Annotated in this window: 7 protein-coding genes; all 7 read right to left on the bottom strand. The window is 53.0% G+C overall.

The features are described 5' to 3' along the window. Nucleotides 1–8: 8 nt before the first annotated feature. Genes NAL19_RS02755 through NAL19_RS02725 form a run of 7 tightly spaced genes read right to left on the bottom strand, consistent with a single transcriptional unit; the run spans nucleotide 9 to nucleotide 17,421 of the window. On the bottom strand, nucleotides 9–6,368 hold the full coding sequence (locus NAL19_RS02755; RefSeq protein WP_263058697.1) for a non-ribosomal peptide synthetase: 6,360 nt from the start codon (nucleotides 6,366–6,368) through the stop codon (nucleotides 9–11). Then, the gene (locus tag NAL19_RS02750) at nucleotides 6,353–9,514 is read right to left on the bottom strand and encodes a non-ribosomal peptide synthetase (protein WP_263058696.1); all 3,162 of its coding nucleotides are present in this window, start codon (nucleotides 9,512–9,514) and stop codon (nucleotides 6,353–6,355) included. Before NAL19_RS02750 ends, NAL19_RS02755 begins: the two co-directional genes overlap by 16 nt. A gap of 38 nt (nucleotides 9,515–9,552) precedes the next feature. Continuing rightward, a complete protein-coding gene (locus NAL19_RS02745; protein ID WP_263058695.1) occupies nucleotides 9,553–10,767 on the bottom strand; it encodes an MFS transporter in 1,215 nt (404 codons plus the stop codon). Continuing rightward, nucleotides 10,764–11,648, bottom strand: a complete 885-nt coding sequence (locus tag NAL19_RS02740; protein WP_263059652.1) for a metallophosphoesterase family protein — start codon at nucleotides 11,646–11,648, stop codon at nucleotides 10,764–10,766. Before NAL19_RS02740 ends, NAL19_RS02745 begins: the two co-directional genes overlap by 4 nt. Before the next feature lie 7 nt (nucleotides 11,649–11,655). Further along, entirely contained in the window at nucleotides 11,656–12,843 is a 1,188-nt protein-coding gene (locus NAL19_RS02735) for a MupA/Atu3671 family FMN-dependent luciferase-like monooxygenase (RefSeq protein ID WP_263058694.1), read from the bottom strand. Further along, nucleotides 12,843–13,403, bottom strand: coding sequence for a sterol desaturase family protein (locus tag NAL19_RS02730; RefSeq protein WP_052201272.1), 561 nt, complete (start codon nucleotides 13,401–13,403; stop codon nucleotides 12,843–12,845). Before NAL19_RS02730 ends, NAL19_RS02735 begins: the two co-directional genes overlap by 1 nt. 52 nt (nucleotides 13,404–13,455) lie before the next feature. Beyond that, nucleotides 13,456–17,421: a non-ribosomal peptide synthetase gene (locus NAL19_RS02725; RefSeq protein WP_263058693.1), complete on the bottom strand. Its 3,966-nt coding sequence runs from the start codon at nucleotides 17,419–17,421 to the stop codon at nucleotides 13,456–13,458. Between the last annotated feature and the right edge of the window lie 85 nt (nucleotides 17,422–17,506).

Raw genomic sequence — 17,506 nt, 5'->3', positions numbered from 1 at the left:
TTCTCCTGTTAGCGACGTCGGCGGCGCTGCAATGCCTCGCGACGTTTACTGATACGCGCATCGGCCTCCGCCATCAGATCTTGTTGCGGAACCTGTTCGCCAAGCCAGGCCGCCAACGCAGTAATAGTGGGATACTGAAACAGCGCGACTACTGGAATATCACGCTGCAATGCGGCCTCTAACTGATTTTTTACCTGTAATAACAATAGAGAGTGGCCACCAATATCAAAAAAGTTGTCTTTCACGCCAGGAGCGTCGATCGTCAATACGCTAGCCCACACCGTAGCTAACTGCCGTTCAAGTTCACTCGACGGTGCAACGTAACCCTGGCTTCTTCCCGACGCTATCGCCGCTCGAGGGTCAGGCAATTGACGGCGATCCAATTTACCGTTCGGCGTCATCGGCAGGCGATCAATCGCAACCCAAGCCGCTGGTAACATATAGCTTGGTAAACGCGCCTGTAAATGTTGGCGTAATGTCTCTATTTCCGGCACAGGTTGTGCGGCAACATAATAAGCGGCAATACGTTTCTCATCCTGCGCATCACTAAAAACCGTAATGGCAACATCCTGAATCGCAGGATGACTTAACAGTACCGCGCCAATCTCACCGGGCTCTACCCGCATACCGCGGATTTTCACCTGATCGTCGCGGCGCCCTATGAGGCAAACCACGCCATCATGGCGCACATGCCCTACATCCCCAGTAAAATAGCAAATATCATTCGGTTTCTCGGAAAACGGATTGTGGATAAAGGCAGGAGCCTGTCGCCCACCGTGTAAATAGCCCAACGACGGAAAGCGAGTACGGATAACGATCTCGCCCGGTTCACCGATACCACACTGTTGGCGCTGTGCGTCAAGCACCAAAATCTGGCTGGCACTTATCGCCTGTCCCACTGGTAACGCCTGTGGCAAGCGGCCAACCGCAGGCACACGATAGAAACTCTTCGCCAGCGTCGTTTCCGTCGGACCATATAGGTTGATGATCTCCCCCTCCGCGCTGACCAGAGTTTGCCATTGGCGCACCAGGTTAGCCGGAAGTAACTCACCGGCGAAAAACAGCCGTCGGAGATCCGGCAGCGCAGCAATCTGGTCAATCGTCAGCAGCCAGGATTTCACGATAGTCGGCACGGTGTGAAAGCTGGTAATGCGCTGACGTCGGAACCAAGGGAACAGCGTTCCCGCAGAAAGGTCTTCCTCAACAGGCGGCAAACAGAGCGTTGCGCCACTGATAAGCGGTGTCAGAATATCGCGCAGTACCACGTCGAAACTGAGTGCGGTCAGTTGTGCACAGCGATCGTTTGGACCGATGGCAAAGGTGTCTCGTTGCCATTGTAAGAAATGAGCCAGCGCCTGTTGCTGACCGATAATCCCCTTCGGCGTACCGGTAGTACCGGAGGTAAAAAACAGATAACACGCCGCCAATGGGTCAACGGTTGGAGAAATAACCTCAGCATGCTGGGTAGCCAACGCATTGATCAGCGTCACCTGCCGCCAGCGCCGATCGTCGCAAATATCAGTAATGGCGGCATCAGGGGAAACCACACACAGCAGTTGCTGCGGCTTCGCCTCATTGAGTATTGCCTCACGACGAGGCAGCGACAGATTTTTATCCAATAACAGCATCACGCCGCCCGCCTGCATGACTGCCAACATCGCCGCAATCAGGCCAAAACTGCGCGCTCCGTGGATGGCAATCACCTCACCGGGTTGCATGCCCGTTGTGCGCAACTGTGCGGCATAGTAAGCGGCGGTTTCCGCCAACTCCTGATAACGCCACAACCGCTCCCCCTGCTCAATCGCGGTCAACGTCGCAAACCGTCGGGCACTGTCGGCAAATAGCGCCGGAACGGTGGTGATCGCAGCAGATGGCAGCGTTTCCTGAGGGTTAGGTAAAAATTGTCGCGCACTCGCAGTCAGCAACGAGTAGCGTTGCAACGGTTGATCAACATTATCCGCAATCTGTTCCAGCAGTGTAATGAACTGCTCCGCCAACGCGTGTATCTGTCCACGACCGTAGCGCGCTTGCGGCCAGACCCACTCCAGCATCAACTCCCCTTCACGCTCTTGCGCATAGAGGGTCAGCGCAAATTTCGCCTGCGGCTGAGTCAACTTCAGTTCACGTACCGTGATGCCATCAAGCTGCTTATCTCCCTGTGGCGCATTGAGCATATTGAGCATCACGTCGAAGATCGGATTTTGATTCAGTCTTCGCTCTGGACGCAGAAGCTCGGTCAATCGCTCAAAGGGCATTTCCTGGTGAGCCCATGCATCCAGGCAAACCTGCCGTACCTGCGTCAGCAGCGAGCTGAACGTTGCCTCACCCGCCACTTTCAAGCGCAGGGGCAACGGATTAATAAAGCAGCCCAGCAGAGGTTCTGTTTCCGGCAATGTGCGTCCCGCAACGGGGGCACCAATGACCAGATCCTGTTGTGTCGTAACGCGATTCAGCAACAGTCCAAAAGCACTTAGCAACAGCATAAACAGGCTGGCATTATGTTGCTGACAGCACTGATGCAAACGGCGCAATGTGTTGGTATCCAACGACAGGGTCAGGCTGTCGCCTTGCGATCCCACACTTTCGTCCTCAGGAAAATCGGCAGGCAGTTGCAATAGGGGTAGGTCGCCGCTCAGTTGCTTCAACCAATATTGCTCAAGTTGCTGCATTCGTTCGCCACTGAGTTGCTCACGCTGCCAGGCGGCATAATCGCTGTAATTAATCGCCAGTTCTGGTAACGCCACGGTACGTTCGGACAGCGCCTGACGGTAATATTGCACCAGTTCATCAATCATCACACCGACCGACCAGCCATCAGCGATAATGTGATGTAGCGTCAGCAGCAGCACGTATCGCCGCTCCTCGCAGTGCAGCAGACTCACACGCAGCAACGCATCTTCTGCCAGACGGAAAGGTCGATTCGCGGCGGCATCTACCAGACCCTCAATTCGTGACTGTCGCTCGGCAGCCGTGAGCATACGCAGATCGTGATGCTCAACAGGCTGCGCTGCGATGGGCATCAGCGTTGGCGAACCGTCCTCGTCCGCGAAGCAGGTGCGTAACACCGCATGACGTGCGCGCAATTGGTTAAATGCCTGCTGCAATGCAGCAATATTCAATTCCCCTTCCATTTGCAACGCACTGAATAGGTTGTAAGCGCTGCTGTCCGGCATCAGTTGCTGCATAAACCAGATTTTCTGTTGCGCGAAGGAGAGCACCCGCGGGGCATTTTCCGGCTGAGGTTGAATGGTCAGTGCAGACGGAAGTGGTAAACGCTCACCGAGTGCAGCGGCCAGTGTCGCCACCGTAGGGTTTTCAAACAGCGTATGTAATGCCAGATCCGGCGCAAAACGATGGCGCACACGCGCCAAAACCTGAGTTGCAGACAGTGAGTGTCCACCCAACTCAAAGAAGTTGTCATCAACACCGACCTGACTGACACCAAGAACCTCGGCAAAGATCGCCGCAACACCCGCTTCAACAGGCGTACGGGCAGTGCTCATGATGTCTGACGTTGTTTCAGGCATTGGCAGCGCCAGCAGCGCTTTTTTGTCAATTTTACCATTTGGCGTCAGCGGCAAGGCTGGTAGTAACAGAATCTGCGCAGGTACCATCCAACCGGGCAGCGATATCAGAAGATGCTGACGCAACAATGCTGGCGTCAGTACCGGATCGCTCGCAACGACAAAGGCTGCCAGTGAAGGCGTTTTCCCTTCTCTGGCGATGACCGTGGCGGCGGAAACATGTTCATGTTGCAGCAAATGTTGAGTGATTTCTCCCAGCTCAATGCGGAACCCTCGAATTTTAACCTGATCGTCCAGCCGCCCCAGATAAGCAACGCTACCATCAGCCTGCCATTGAGCCAGATCCCCTGTACGATAGAGCCGCGCCTGTGGATCATCACTGAACGGGTCGGCAATGAATTTCTCGGCAGTGAGTTCTGACCGTCCCAAATAGCCTAACCCTACCCCTGCGCCGCCAATCCAAAGTTCACCGGGCGTACCCACGGGACAAAATGAAAGGTGGCTGTTGAGGACATAAAGTTGGGTATTACTAATTGGTCGCCCAATTGGGGGATTATCCTCTTCAGGCGCAACGCGATGCCATGACACCACATCCGTACACTCAGTGGGACCATAGGAGTTAATCAGCGCACAACCGCTGTGCTGCAACCACGGTTGAAGGATATTCATCGCAATACTCTCTCCACCGAGCCACAGCTGTTGCAGACTGAACAGATGCGTCCACATTTCACGTTCTGTCACCAACGGATAGAAGGCACTTGGCGCACAGTTAATTCGTGTCACCTGGTGCAGAGCGATTTCCTGCACAATTTTCTCCGCGTCATACTGCGCAACCGTAGAGAACACCACGCATCCGCCCTGTAGTAGCGGCGACCAGAGATTTTTCTGCGTAAGGTCAAAAGACAGAGAACTTATAATTAGCGGCCGGTCGTCTTCTCCAGCCTGAAGCTCGCCAACGTACCAGTGCAGCAGGTTATTCGCACCATGATGCGTCACCTGAGCCGCTTTCGGACGCCCCGTCGAACCAGAGGTGTAAATAACATATAACAGATGCCGATCGGCTGGGACTTGCGCAAATACAGGCGGTTGCGTCGAATAAACCCTTAGCGTCTGTCGTAAAGCAGGATCGTCCAGCGTTAATACCTGTACCTCAAGGGGTAAACTGGCGTGAAGCGTATCGACCACCGAACGGTGAGTCAGCAACCAGCGAGCACCGCTGTCTTCCAGCATGAAGCGTATCCGCTCGGTTGGATAATCTGGATCAATCGGTACATAGGCCGCTCCTGTCATCACAATCGCCAGCAACCCAATCATCACCTCACCGCTACGCGGCATCGCTAGGCTAACCAGCGAACCTGAACCAATGCCTTGCTCCCGCAGGAAATGTGCCAACTGGCTCGCCTGCTGACACAGTTGCAGATAACTCAATTGCCGGTCGCCCCATTCCACCGCGATACGTTGTGGCGTTAATGCGGCCTGACGCAAGATTTGCTGGGGTAGCAGTGGCGTTTCTGACCAGTGATGAGGCGCGGGATTGAACTGCTGAAGACGCTGCTGTTGCCCGGCATTGAGCATAGGCAACGCACCAAGCGCCATCTCTGGATGGCGTAACAGGCTATTGATCAATTCACCAAAGCGCTGTGCGAGTTGGGCAATATAGTCGGCTTCAAACAGCGCCGTATTGTAGTCAAACTGGCACTTCAATTCGCCCTGCTGCTCCACTACGTTCAGCAGCAACTCAAAACGAGCAGGGGTGACCGGATGCGGCAGGCGGACAAAATGGCAATTACCGACGGGTGTCGGTTGCAGTAGATCGTTATCCATGCTGAACATAATTTGGAATAACGGCGTATGGCGGGTACTACGTTCGGGATTCAACGCCTCGACCAGCTGTTCAAACGGCACATCCTGATGCATTTGCGCATCAATATTGACCGCTTTCACCTGACGTAAAAAGTGGCGGAATTCAAGATCAGGATCGCACTCGACACGCAGTACCAGACTATTAACAAAAAAGCCCACCAGTGGCGCCAGCACCGAATGAGAACGGTTAGCGACCGGTACACCAATCACAATGTCCTGGCTGCTACCATGACGGGACAGCAGTAGTGCGAAGGTGGCATGCAACAGCATAAATAGCGTAGCACCTTCCTCATTGGCTAGCTGTTGTAATGCCTGAGTCGTTTCCGCTATCAACGAGAAGCAATAACGTTCACCGCTGCTGCTCTGCTGTAAAGGTCGCTGGTGACTAAGCGGCAGGCTATGTACTAACGGCAAATCCATCAGTTGCTGCCGCCACCATGCAAGCTGAGCCTGATAAGCAGGCCGCTGCACCCATTCACGCTGCCAGTGGGCGTAATCGGTATAGTGAACAGGCAGTGCTGGTAGCGACGGGATTTCCCCAACCAGCAGTGCCTGATACAGCGTACGGAATTCCTCAATAAGCACAGCCATCGACCACCCATCTGCCGCAATATGATGGACGGTGACCAACAGAGCGCCGTCATCTGCACTGGTGCGCAGAAAGGCCGCGCGCAGCAGCACGTCTTTAGATAAATCAAATGGTTGCCGTGCATCACGTACGGCAGCTTCCTGAATAGATTGCTGTTGCTGGCTTGTTGGAAGCAGGCTGAGATCAACCTGATCTAACTGGAAGCTAAACGCAGCGCGAATCACCTGCCGAGCCTCATCATTCTCTACACAGAACACCGTTCTCAGTGGCTCATGGCGATCAATCAATAAGCGAAAAGCGTTTTCAGCCAACGTCGGTTGAAACTCGCCTTCGATGCGTAGCAGCGCAGAAATATTATAGAGACTACTGTCAGCGATCAGTTGATCGAGCAACCATAGACGTTGTTGGGAAAAGAGAGTGGAAAGCCTATATCTGGTACCAGAGAATCACGCGGCTGTGGCAGCACTGGCGGAAGCAGTTCCCCCCCTCGTTTACTGGCAATCAGCACAGCCTGCTGCGACAAGTGAGGCGAGTCAAACAGGTCACGGATCGTCAACTCCACTTGCATATGCTCACGAATTTCAGCCAATAAGCGCACAGCTAACAGCGAGTGGCCGCCCAGAGCAAAAAAGCTATCGTTGGCTCCGATTACCGTCGCCTCGACTGGCAGCAACGTAGCCCAAATCGTTGCCAACGTGCACTCATCGCGACCTTGCGGGGCAATATAACTCTGGGTATCTCGCGCAAAATGAGGTTCAGGCAATGCCTTACGGTTGATTTTTCCATTAGCAGACAGCGGCATAACGTCCAGCGCAATCAGCAGCGCTGGCACCATATAATCGGGTAATTGCTTATGCAACACCGCGCGCATCTCTGCATCTTGATGGGTTGGCGCTGCCACGCCTGGATTGAGGCTATAGTAACCCAGCAGATGCTGTTCACCGTGCGCATCTTTACGCGCCACCACCACCGCCGCGCTAACGAATGGCAGTGATAGCATCTGTTGTTCAATTTCCCCCAGTTCAATGCGCAGACCCCGAATTTTTACTTGGTCATCAATACGCCCAAGGTACTCAATATTGCCATTCGGCTGGTAGCGCACTAAATCACCAGTTCGGTACAACACGCCGTCTTGCTGATCACAAAATGGATCAGGCAGGAAACGTTCAGCACTCAGGTCAGGTCGATTTAGGTAACCACGGGCAATACCCACGCCGCCAAGACAAAGTTCGCCCGCCAGCCCAGGCGGCAACAGTTGTAGACGACGATTGACCACATAACACGTCGTGTTATCAATCGGTTTGCCAATAGGAATGGTACGGTAACGTCGGCCAGTTTCACCACACCACCAGGTCACGTCAATCGACGCTTCCGTCGGTCCATAAAGATTCCATAGTGCGACCTGTGGCAGGTAGCTCAAGGTCTCTTGCCAGGTTTCTACTGGTAGGGCTTCACCGCTACAAACGATGGTTTTCAGATCGGGCAGGGAATTCGTCGCCTTACTGTCAATAAACAGCCGTAACATAGAAGGAACGAAGTGCACCAGCGTGACACGATGCTGTGCCATCACTTGATGCAGATATCCTGGATCTCTATGTCCACCGGGGCGAGCAAACACCAACCTCGCCCCCACTAACACCGCCCACAAGAGTTCCCATACCGAAACATCAAAGCCAAACGGCGTTTTCTGTAGCAGGGTATCGTCAGCGGTCAGCTTAAAGGCTGACTGCATCCACGCAAGGCGGTTCACCACACCGCGATGCTCCAGCATCACGCCTTTCGGATTCCCTGTCGATCCAGAGGTATAAATTACATAGGCTAGATGGCGTGAGGTGAGCCCCAGCGTTTCCATCGACATCGCCGCCGTTGACTGCTGCTTTATCTGAGCCAAGGTATCGCTGTCATCCAGCACAACCACATGAGCGGGTTGTCCAGCCAGCAACAAACGCAAGCGCGGAGCCAGCGCCTTCGTCGTTAGCACCACCTCGGATTGCGCATCTGTCAGCATATAAGCCAATCGGGCATCAGGATATTCGCTATCCAAAGGCAGCCAGGCTCCCCCAGCTTTCAGTATGCCAAGAATGCCAATCAGCATGTTGCAGGAGCGCTCAAGAAACATCCCCACCCGGCAGTCTGGCCCAACGCCTTGTAAACGCAAGTAATGCGCCAATTGACTGGACTGCGAGTCAAGCTGCTGATAACTCAACTGGTTATCATCATCCTGTACAGCAATCGCCTGAGGTGTACGTAGCGCCTGCTGCTCGAACAGTACGTGTAACGTTTGCCGATCATCAAAGGCCTTTTCGGTCGAATTCCAGCGTAATAACTGCGCGCGATCGGCCTCGCTGACAAACACCAACCTATCCAGCGCCGTCGTTCCCGCTAGCAGTTGCTGGTGAACCTGAATCAGACAGTCAATAAATTGTTGTGCAGCGACAACCCCTTGTGGGTGGGAACATTTGGCATGCAGAGCACCGTCACTACGATAATAAAGATAAAACTGTAAGGCACCGCCATCTTCACTGGTCCAACTATTCACTAACTCCAGGCGACTGCTTTGCAATAACGCCCGCGAATAGTCATGGAAGTTATAAATAAATCGCAGACCGTTGCTGGTTAGCCCTTGATGACGAGAGGTAAGTTGAGTCAGCGCTTCAAACCCCTTTCGCTGACGCTGAAATTCACGACCTTGTTGCAGCAGGTCACTAAAGTGCTGAGCCGAGCCAAATGGCAGCACAAAAGGCACCAGACTGGAAAAGTTACCGAATAATTGTGCCGATGTAGCGCTGCGGTGATTGACGATCTCTTGAAGCGCAATGCCCTCATCATAGCCGTATAACTGCCCCGCAACCCAGGCGAACAGCGACTTAAAGTAGAACGGCTGGGTAATACGTGCGGCACGGCAAACGGCGTCCACTCCCTCGTATGGGATCGGCACATCAATTAACGTGGTCGCTTCCTGTGGATGACGCTGACCGCTGTCTTCACCCGTTTGCGTTAATAAAGCCGCATGCTGCTGCCAAAATGCCAGCGTATCCTGACAGTCAAAACGCTGACGCAGGCTATCGGTCAGTAACACAAAGGGCTGTTGCCCTGCCGCCACATCGGGTACTTCACCACACAGTGCTCGGGAAAAAAGAACAATTGCCGCACCATCAAATACCAGATGATGGCTTCCCACCACCAGATGCTGTTCACCGTTGTCCAGTTCCAGCAGCAGTACGCGAACCAACTGCTGACTGAAATCCCAGGGATCGCGAATCCACCGTTGGGCAATGTCCGCCGATTGCGCCGCCATACAGTGTTGCTGACTAAAATGGATACTCTGCTTCAGCGTCACGCCCAACGCTGCATTCAAAGCACTGACCTGCGGAGCCAACGCCATCTCTAACGATGTAAGGACACGCTTAAGCTCTGACAGACTGAGCTTATCCGCCACTTTCCAGTGGGCACCAATACCGTAATTCTGTTCACTGCCGACACGAATATCCAGCCAAATATCGGTCTGTATCGGGCTGAGTTGTTCCAGTTGTTCCATGCTCACCTGCCACAATTAAAAGGTTAAATTGGCTGCACTTACGGCAACTCACGCCCTGGTAACGACTCGTCAATTTCGCTGGATTTACCGACATATTTCATTGCCAGCCAGCAGGCGACCAGTGCACAAAGCAATCCACATGCCCAGGTAAGCCCCCCTCCCCATGCTTGATAGACGACACCAAACACCATGGGTCCGACGGTACTGGCGACCAGCACCGTGGTGGAGACCATCCCAAGCACTGCACCAACGTCAAAGAAAGCCATCTTGCTGATGGTGGAAGGCACCACAATGTTTACCACTGCGGAACTGAGCCCTAAACCGACACAGCAGAGAAACAGCGCCACACCGCTCGGGGCGACAATCAGCATCACAAAGCCTGGCACCACAACCAGACAAGCGAGAAACAGCGAAAGATTGCTGGTCAACCAACGAGCCCGATTGGTGGCAATTGCCACCTGGATGAAAAAGAGTGACAGACCAAAGACGGCAACCAACATCGAAAGCTCGATAGTGGTCCAACCCACGGCGTGCACGGCCCACAGCGGTGCAATGGTCATCAGTAGCGAAAAACAGACCGCAATCAGCGCTTTAATCAGCGCAAAATCGCGAATATTGGCATTGGCAAAAAAGAGTTTCAGTACATTGCGGTAGGGGTTTTTGGGACGGGAAGCCGTTAGATTGGTTGTCAGTTGACCACGCAGCGTCCAGGCGATCACCAGCGGTACAAGACTCGACATACAGGCAGAAAGCACCAACAGTTCATGCAGCCCCTGCATAATCTGGAAGTGTCCCAGAAGCCCGGCGAGACCAGGACCCAGGATCAACCCGGCGGTCGATCCTAAGCGTAACCGAGCGATCCCCGCACTGCGCTCTTTGTTATCGGTCAGTTGCGAAATAATGGATTCGAGAATCACCAGATTGGTGCTCATAAAACCAATCACCCCACGTAACACAAACAACATCAGTAGCGATGAAGTAAATGCCAGCCCCCAGTAACATAGTGCAATGGCGATCAGAGAGATCAGCAGCAATACCCCGCGCGGCATATGATCCGAAATTCGCCCAAGGATCGGCGATCCCAGCGCACCGCAGATAAACTGAATCGAAACCAACGCAGAAATGATCACCGCGTTTGCGCCCATCTCAATCGCCAGCAGAGGAATAACTGGCAGCAATATTCCAACCGCGACTGAATCCAGCATACAGGAAGTCATAATGCCAATATAAATAGCTTTGTTACTTGCTTTCATCGTATGTTCACCTGTCCTGACTCTTCCATATGCTGATGACAAGTTGAGCGGCTGAAAACATCCAGCGGGGCTCCCTGACTCAGATCGATACGCTGTGCGTTGCGTTCAGCAACATAGCCGAGGCAACACGATAAATAGGTCACGCCAGCCAGTGACCGGACGCGGTTGCGATGCTGATGACCATAAACATGACGCGTAGCTCGCGCACGGCGCAGTTGCTGGTCAAGCAGCGTCGTACCCGCCACTCGGCTAAAGTTAAATCCGCTACCGCTGGTCACGCGGGTTACGGCCTCATCAGTCAGTGACGAGAGCATCAATTCACTACGAGGGAGAAAGTGGCTAAACGTGATCACTTCTCCGGCGGGACACGCGGCAAGGTAGGGCTCATTGAGCTGTAAAAAATAACGGGCTGGACTGATGCCAAGGGAATCAGGCCAGCGGATCAAATAGTTATCACACCAGTGGCTGACATGCTGTTCCTGCGTACAGGGGACATACAAACTTTCCTCCCCTTCTTCTGGACGCATATACCAGGAAAACAGCGGCAGAATCGTCACGGTTTTCCCAAGAAGATTCAGCGTCTGTGGCTGGGTGCGCACATCCAATTTCTGACACAGCGCCAGCAAATAATGGAATTTTGCCAGCGAGTCCCCTGCTTCCTGACGCATCAACCACAAGTCATGATTACCTGGCACGAAAAACACTTGCGCAAAACGCTGTCGCAGCATGCTGAGTGCATCGGCAAAGCGTGCAGAATCATGGGAAACGTCACCGGCCAGCAGCAGCACATCCTCACGATAGTCGTCACGCGAGAGCTGCATAAGCCAGGCTAGATTTTCCGCCTGATCGACATGAATATCGGAGAGCGCCAGGATCCGCATCACACGTTTACCCGTTCACGCTCTTATGAGCACACTGTGCTTTTAGCGCTGCCAGCGGCTGCAACCCTGCGAGCACGGTTTCCATGCTAAGGCCAAAATCCACCAGACAAGCGATCTCGTTTGCCCCTGCCTCCTGCAACTTATGCACCATACGCGTGCACTTCTCGGGCGACCCCATTAGCGAAGTCTGATTGAAGTGTTTTTCAAAAGCATAGGTCAGTAAGGCCTCACGATCGTTATCAATCGCGCTGCGCACCGTTTGCTGACGATCTTTGTAGGGATTGAGGGTATCATTCTGATTAATATAGCCATTAAGGAAGTCACGTAGCGGTTCACGTACCTGATTTTTCACCACATCATCGTGCTCACCAACGAACGTGTGCACCATCACCGACACAATACCGCTTTCAGGATCGTAACCGTGTTTCGCCCGCGCATCGCGATAAGCGGTTATATTCGTTTTCAACTCAGCCAGCGTATGGTTGGTCAGGGAACAGAGCACATGCATCCCCAGTTCGCCCGCTTTTAGCCAGGTATCGGGATTACCAGACGAGGTGAGAAACATCGGCAATTCTTTCTGAATGGGACGCGGCAGAATGTTGACCTCTACCGTGTTGCCCGCAATATCCTGACGCTGTACCGACTCACCACGCCACAGTTGGCGGATCAGTGCGATATTTTCCAACATGGTCGCGCGGCGATTTTCATACGCCTCGGGATTGATTAAGAAATCCGCCGGATGCCAGCCCGTAGCACAAGAAATCGCGGCGCGCCCCTGTGATAAGTTGTCCACCAACGACCACTCTTCGGCTACACGCAGCGGGTTATGCAGTGGCAATACCACACTGCCAGCACGCAATTGAATGTTTTTGGTGATCATCGCCAGCGCGGCATTAAGCACGGAAGGATTGGGAAACAGTCCGCCCACGGGCTGAAAGTGACGCTCGGGGGTAATCACTGCGCTAAATCCATGACTGTCAGCAAAGCGGGCGCATTCCAGTAGCAAATCATACTTATGCTCACTCTCCGTCCCGCCATCGCCCGAAAAGAAGATCAGCGAGAAATTCATGCCCTTCTCACTGGCCGTTTGCGGCATGTCTGTGGTCGTGACACCACGTTCAGCTTTGATCGTCTTCAGGAGCAGCGCGCGCTGCTCAGGGGTCAGACGACTTAACTTATCCTGAATATCGCTCATTATGCTCTCTCGTCTGTCTGTGGAGTGTCGGAAGTTGGGGTAACCTGTTCCTGCTGACGCTGTTTCTGTCGCTCATAACGCCTCCTCAGTACCCAGGCGTCGTTGGTGCGAAACAGGTAATCCCACAACGTGATATAGAAAGAGAAGTTGCACTTCACATTATGGTGATGACAAAGATGGAACTTACCGATAGGAATGAAGCGGGTAATCTTGCCAGTGATGTTCGGATTGTGGTCCAACACGTTACGTGAAAGAAACACCTCATAGATGTAGTGGAATGCCAGCAGGATCCCACCATGAACAGGTTCAAAAATCGTTAGAATAATCAATGGAATGGTAAAGGTAATATATACGTCCATTGATGATTTCCAGTCACCAAACCAGAATAAATAGTCATGCCACGGTGGTAGTTGGCTGTCGCCGTAGTTGTAGGCATGGTGTTTGAGATGGAAATAGCGAATAAAATTGTACTTAAAATTGGTGTGTGCAATAACGTGCATGGTGTAGGACCACAGGGTCCAAAGTAGAAAATAGACCACCAGCTTGAGTACAAAAATCATAACCGTCTCCTGACTAACCATCGGTGATATGCGGCATCAATGCCACACAGGTTTAAGCTGTCTGACGCAGTACGTCCCCAACCTTCGGGTGATGCACGATGCCAAAGTGATCTGCGTCGACATGATGCAGGTCGACCCGTTCCACTAATTGCTCCCAAACGCCCAATTCCTCATGTGAATCACGGGCGCGAAACAGCACGACGCGATCCAAGGCCAGCTTGTGCGTCGGTTGTGGCTGATAACGTTTGAAGGCATGTACGGTGTGGGTATACACATCCAGCAGGCGCTGAATTTCTGCATCGCTTGTTCCCTGCGGCACTAAGCCGTGGGCACGTAATTGCTGGCAAACATCCTCATGGCGATAGCTTTTCCCTTGCCATGCGAGCAACATCTCCTCATCAATCTTCCGTCCCGGCACAGCGGCCAGTTGCAGCACAAAGTTGAATAACACGATTTCATCAGTAGAAACGCGACTTTTGGTGAGATAGGTATCGATCATCGACAGTTCTTGTACTGCTTCCCCAGCCTCCTGCAACAAGCGCGCGATTTCATAGGCAATAAACCCTCCCATTGACCAGCCCCCTAACCGATAAGGACCGTGCGGCTGAATCTGGCGGATCTCATTGAGGTAGAAAGCCGCCATACTCTCGACGGTGTCATAAGGCGAGTTGGGATCGATCAATGCGTGAGATTGCAGCGCATAAAAAGGCTGGTTTTCCCCTAAGTGTCGAGCCAGCGTGAAGTAACAGCTGACATTGCCGCCGACCGGATGCACATAAAAAAGTGGGGTTTGGCTGCCTTTCTGCTGTATTTTCACCATACAGCGATCGTTAACACTCTGCCCTTCTGCAATGATGCGCTCCAACTCATGCGCCAAATCACCTAGACGTGGGTATTCGAATAGCAGACGTAGTGGGATGGCATGCTGGATCCGAGCCTTAATGTGCGTCGCGACCTGAGTAGCCAATAGCGAATCACCACCGATAGCAAAAAAGTTATCTTGCAGACCGACAGCTGGACGTTGCAGCAGCAACTGCCAGCACTCCGCCAGCATCTGCGCTATTGCACTTTGTGGTGCCTGGAAAGCTTCCCCGCTCTCGGCTACAAAAACTGGCGCAGGTAAGCGCGTTTTATCGACCTTACCGTTAACGGTGAGAGGGATGCTGTCGAGTGTGACCAGAGAGGCTGGCACCATGTAATCCGGTAATGTTTCCGTTAACCACTCACGCAAAGCAGCTTCCTGATAGGTAGCCTGCTCCACCACCAACCAACTCACTAATTGCTGCCCGCCGTGCGCGGTTTCTTGTGCCAGAACCAGCGCCTTTTTCACACTGGCATGCTTCGTCAGCATCGACTCTACTTCCGCCAGCTCTACGCGATGACCACGGATTTTCACCTGCTGATCGTCACGTCCGGCAAATTCCAACAGGCCGTCGCGACGCCAGCGTGCCTGATCGCCAGTTTTAAACAACTTGCCCGAAGCAAAAGGATTCGTCAGGAAGCGTTCTTCATTCAGCTCAGGCTGGTTGATATAGCCCATTGCTACACCTGCGCCGCCGATATAAAGCGAGCCAAAAACGCCTACAGGCAAAGGCTGCATCTGGCTGTCGAGGATATAAATTTCGACGTTATCCAGCGCTGTGCCAACAGGCATCGCCCCACAGGCAACGTAATCCGCTGATGGCTCAAACATGCTGGCAGTCACCGTGGTTTCGGTCAGGCCGTAGTCATTGATCCAACGAATGGAACCGCGTGTCAGTTGTTGCCAGTTATTCCACACTTCCCCCGCCGCCTGCTCGCCGCCAACAATCACCACTTTCAGGTGATCTGGCACAGGGATTCGGCTGTGACGCAGATCGGCAACAATATTGTTCCAGTGTGCGGTAGTCAGGTTCATCACGCTGATTTCTTCACGAGCAGTCCAGCTAAGAAATTCACCGCTCTCTTCCAGGCGCTTTTCCTTCCACAGTACCAGAGTCGCGCCGCGTAACAGCGTAGGAAAGATCTCCTGAATCGACACATCAAAACCAATCGACGTGAACTGCAATACCCGGTCATGCGGCTGGAGATCGAAGCGCTTAATGATGTTAGCGCAATGGTTCACCACATTACGGTGGCTGACCATCACCCCTTTCGGCTGACCGGTGGAACCCGAGGTATAGATGACATACATCAGGTCATCAGGCACATTCAGACACAGCAGTGGCGCACGAGAGAAATCAGCCAGACGGCTGTCGATATCCTCGAGTGCAAAACAGGGCTGCTGGCAGGCTAGCTGAACCTGTTCCCCCAGTAATACCATTGACACATGCGCATTGTTCAGCATGTACTTAATTCGTTCGTCCGGATTAGCCGGATCAATCGGCAACCAAGCAGCACCCGCTTTCAGAATGCCTAACAGGGCGACCATCATATTCAACGAGCGCTCGGTGACCAGGCCCACGATGGCCCCACGTCCGACGCCTTGCGACTGTAACCAGCGTGCAAACTGGCAGGCACGCTCATCCAGTTGCTGATAGCTGAGCTGCTGCTGGCGATGGCGTACGGCTATCTGATTCGGCGTACGTGCAACCACGTCGCTAAACAGACGATGCACGCAGTGTTCCAGATTGTCAGTGACGACAGGTCCACGGCACTGTTCAGTGAGTAATTGATGCCGCTCTCGTTCTGAAATAATCGGATAATCCGCAATCGACCGCTGTGGATCGGCAACAATCCCCTGCATTAATGCGTCAAGATGCTGCAACAGACGCGTGACTGTCTCACGGTCATACAGATCGGTGTTGTAATCCAGAGCTAGGTGTAACTGTTGTTCAACCAGTGAAAAAGTCAGCGTCAGCTCAAAAGTGGTCGTGCGTTTTTTAAATTCAAAAGGTTCAATCGCCAGCCCCGGAGCCAGTTGGTCATACTTTTCGGCTTCAAGCAGCATCACCATGGTCTGGAAGAATGGGTTGTGGCTCAGGTTGCGCTTCAGCTTCAGCGCTTCAACCAGTTTTTCGTAGGGAACGTCCTGACGGGCAAATGCGCCAAACGCGATTTTGCGATTACGTTTCAGCAGCGTAATAAAATCGGGATTTCCCTGTAGGTCTGACTTCAACACCAGCGTGTTAATAAACAGGCCAACCAACTGACGTAATTCAGGCCGATTACGGGTGGTGATCGGCGTACCCACAGGAATATCATCCTGCCCGGTGTAGCGTTGCAGCAATACCTGCCAGGCGGAATAGAGCGTGACAAATAACGTCACGCCTTGTGTTTTACTCAACGCCACGAGCCCTTCTGTTAGCTCCGCGCTAAACGTATGACGTACGATGGCTCCGTTATTGGTCATCACGCTGTGACGCGGGCGATCCATCGGCATTTTGAGCACTGGCGTTTCGCCACCCAGTTGATTTTTCCAATACTCCAGTTGGCTAACGTACTCTTCACTCTGTAAACGCGTCTGCTGCCAGGCGGCGTAATCGGCATATTGCAGTGACAGCGGCGCCAGTGTGTCTCCCTGCTGGTTATAGAAAGCAAAGAGATCGCGCATGATCAATTTCAGCGAATCGAAATCGGCAATGATGTGGTGGATAGTAAACAACAGCAGGTGATGCTCATCCGTGAGCCGCCAGATATGTGCGCGCAATAACGGTCCGTGTTCCAATGAAAAAACCTGATTGCCTATCGCTTCCATGTGTTCCTGTGCTACCTGCTCCTGCATAGTCACGGGCTGTGTACTGAGGTCGGTTAACGGAATATCGAGCGTTAATTGTGGATGAATACACTGCTGTGGCTGCTTTTCTTCCGATAACATCACAAAGGTCGTTCGCAGCGACTCATGACGCGCCACTACGGCATTCAGGCTCTCCTGAAAACGGGCAAATTGCAGCTCGCCGCGCAGGTGAAATGCCATATTGATATTAAAATGAATCAGATCTGGCTGGAGCTGATGCATAAACCAAATTCGGTACTGATCGGCGGACAGTGGCAGCGCTTGCTGGCGGCTGATACGCGTGAGTGGCAAGGGTTGTAACATAATTATCTCTCTATCAGCAGTATCGATAAGGCGGCGTCAGGCAAGGGTCCCCCTCAGGGGAGTGATGCGCCTGATAACCTGTCGT

Source organism: Pectobacterium sp. F1-1, assembly GCF_025643735.1.
GTDB classification, from domain to species: Bacteria; Pseudomonadota; Gammaproteobacteria; order Enterobacterales; family Enterobacteriaceae; genus Pectobacterium; species Pectobacterium colocasium.
Note: the sequence above shows the minus strand (reverse complement) of the source record. Positions and strands in the feature narration are given on the sequence as shown.

Bases quoted from the DNA above. Each gene is read 5' to 3' on its own strand.
- NAL19_RS02740 (WP_263059652.1), bottom strand. From the start codon at position 11,648: ATGCGGATCCTGGCGCTCTCCGATATTCATGTCGATCAGGCGGAAAAT.
- NAL19_RS02745 (WP_263058695.1), bottom strand. From the start codon at position 10,767: ATGAAAGCAAGTAACAAAGCTATTTATATTGGCATTATGACTTCCTGT.
- NAL19_RS02730 (WP_052201272.1), bottom strand. From the start codon at position 13,403: ATGATTTTTGTACTCAAGCTGGTGGTCTATTTTCTACTTTGGACCCTG.
- NAL19_RS02735 (WP_263058694.1), bottom strand. From the start codon at position 12,843: ATGAGCGATATTCAGGATAAGTTAAGTCGTCTGACCCCTGAGCAGCGC.
- NAL19_RS02750 (WP_263058696.1), bottom strand. From the start codon at position 9,514: ATGGAACAACTGGAACAACTCAGCCCGATACAGACCGATATTTGGCTG.
- NAL19_RS02725 (WP_263058693.1), bottom strand. From the start codon at position 17,421: ATGTTACAACCCTTGCCACTCACGCGTATCAGCCGCCAGCAAGCGCTG.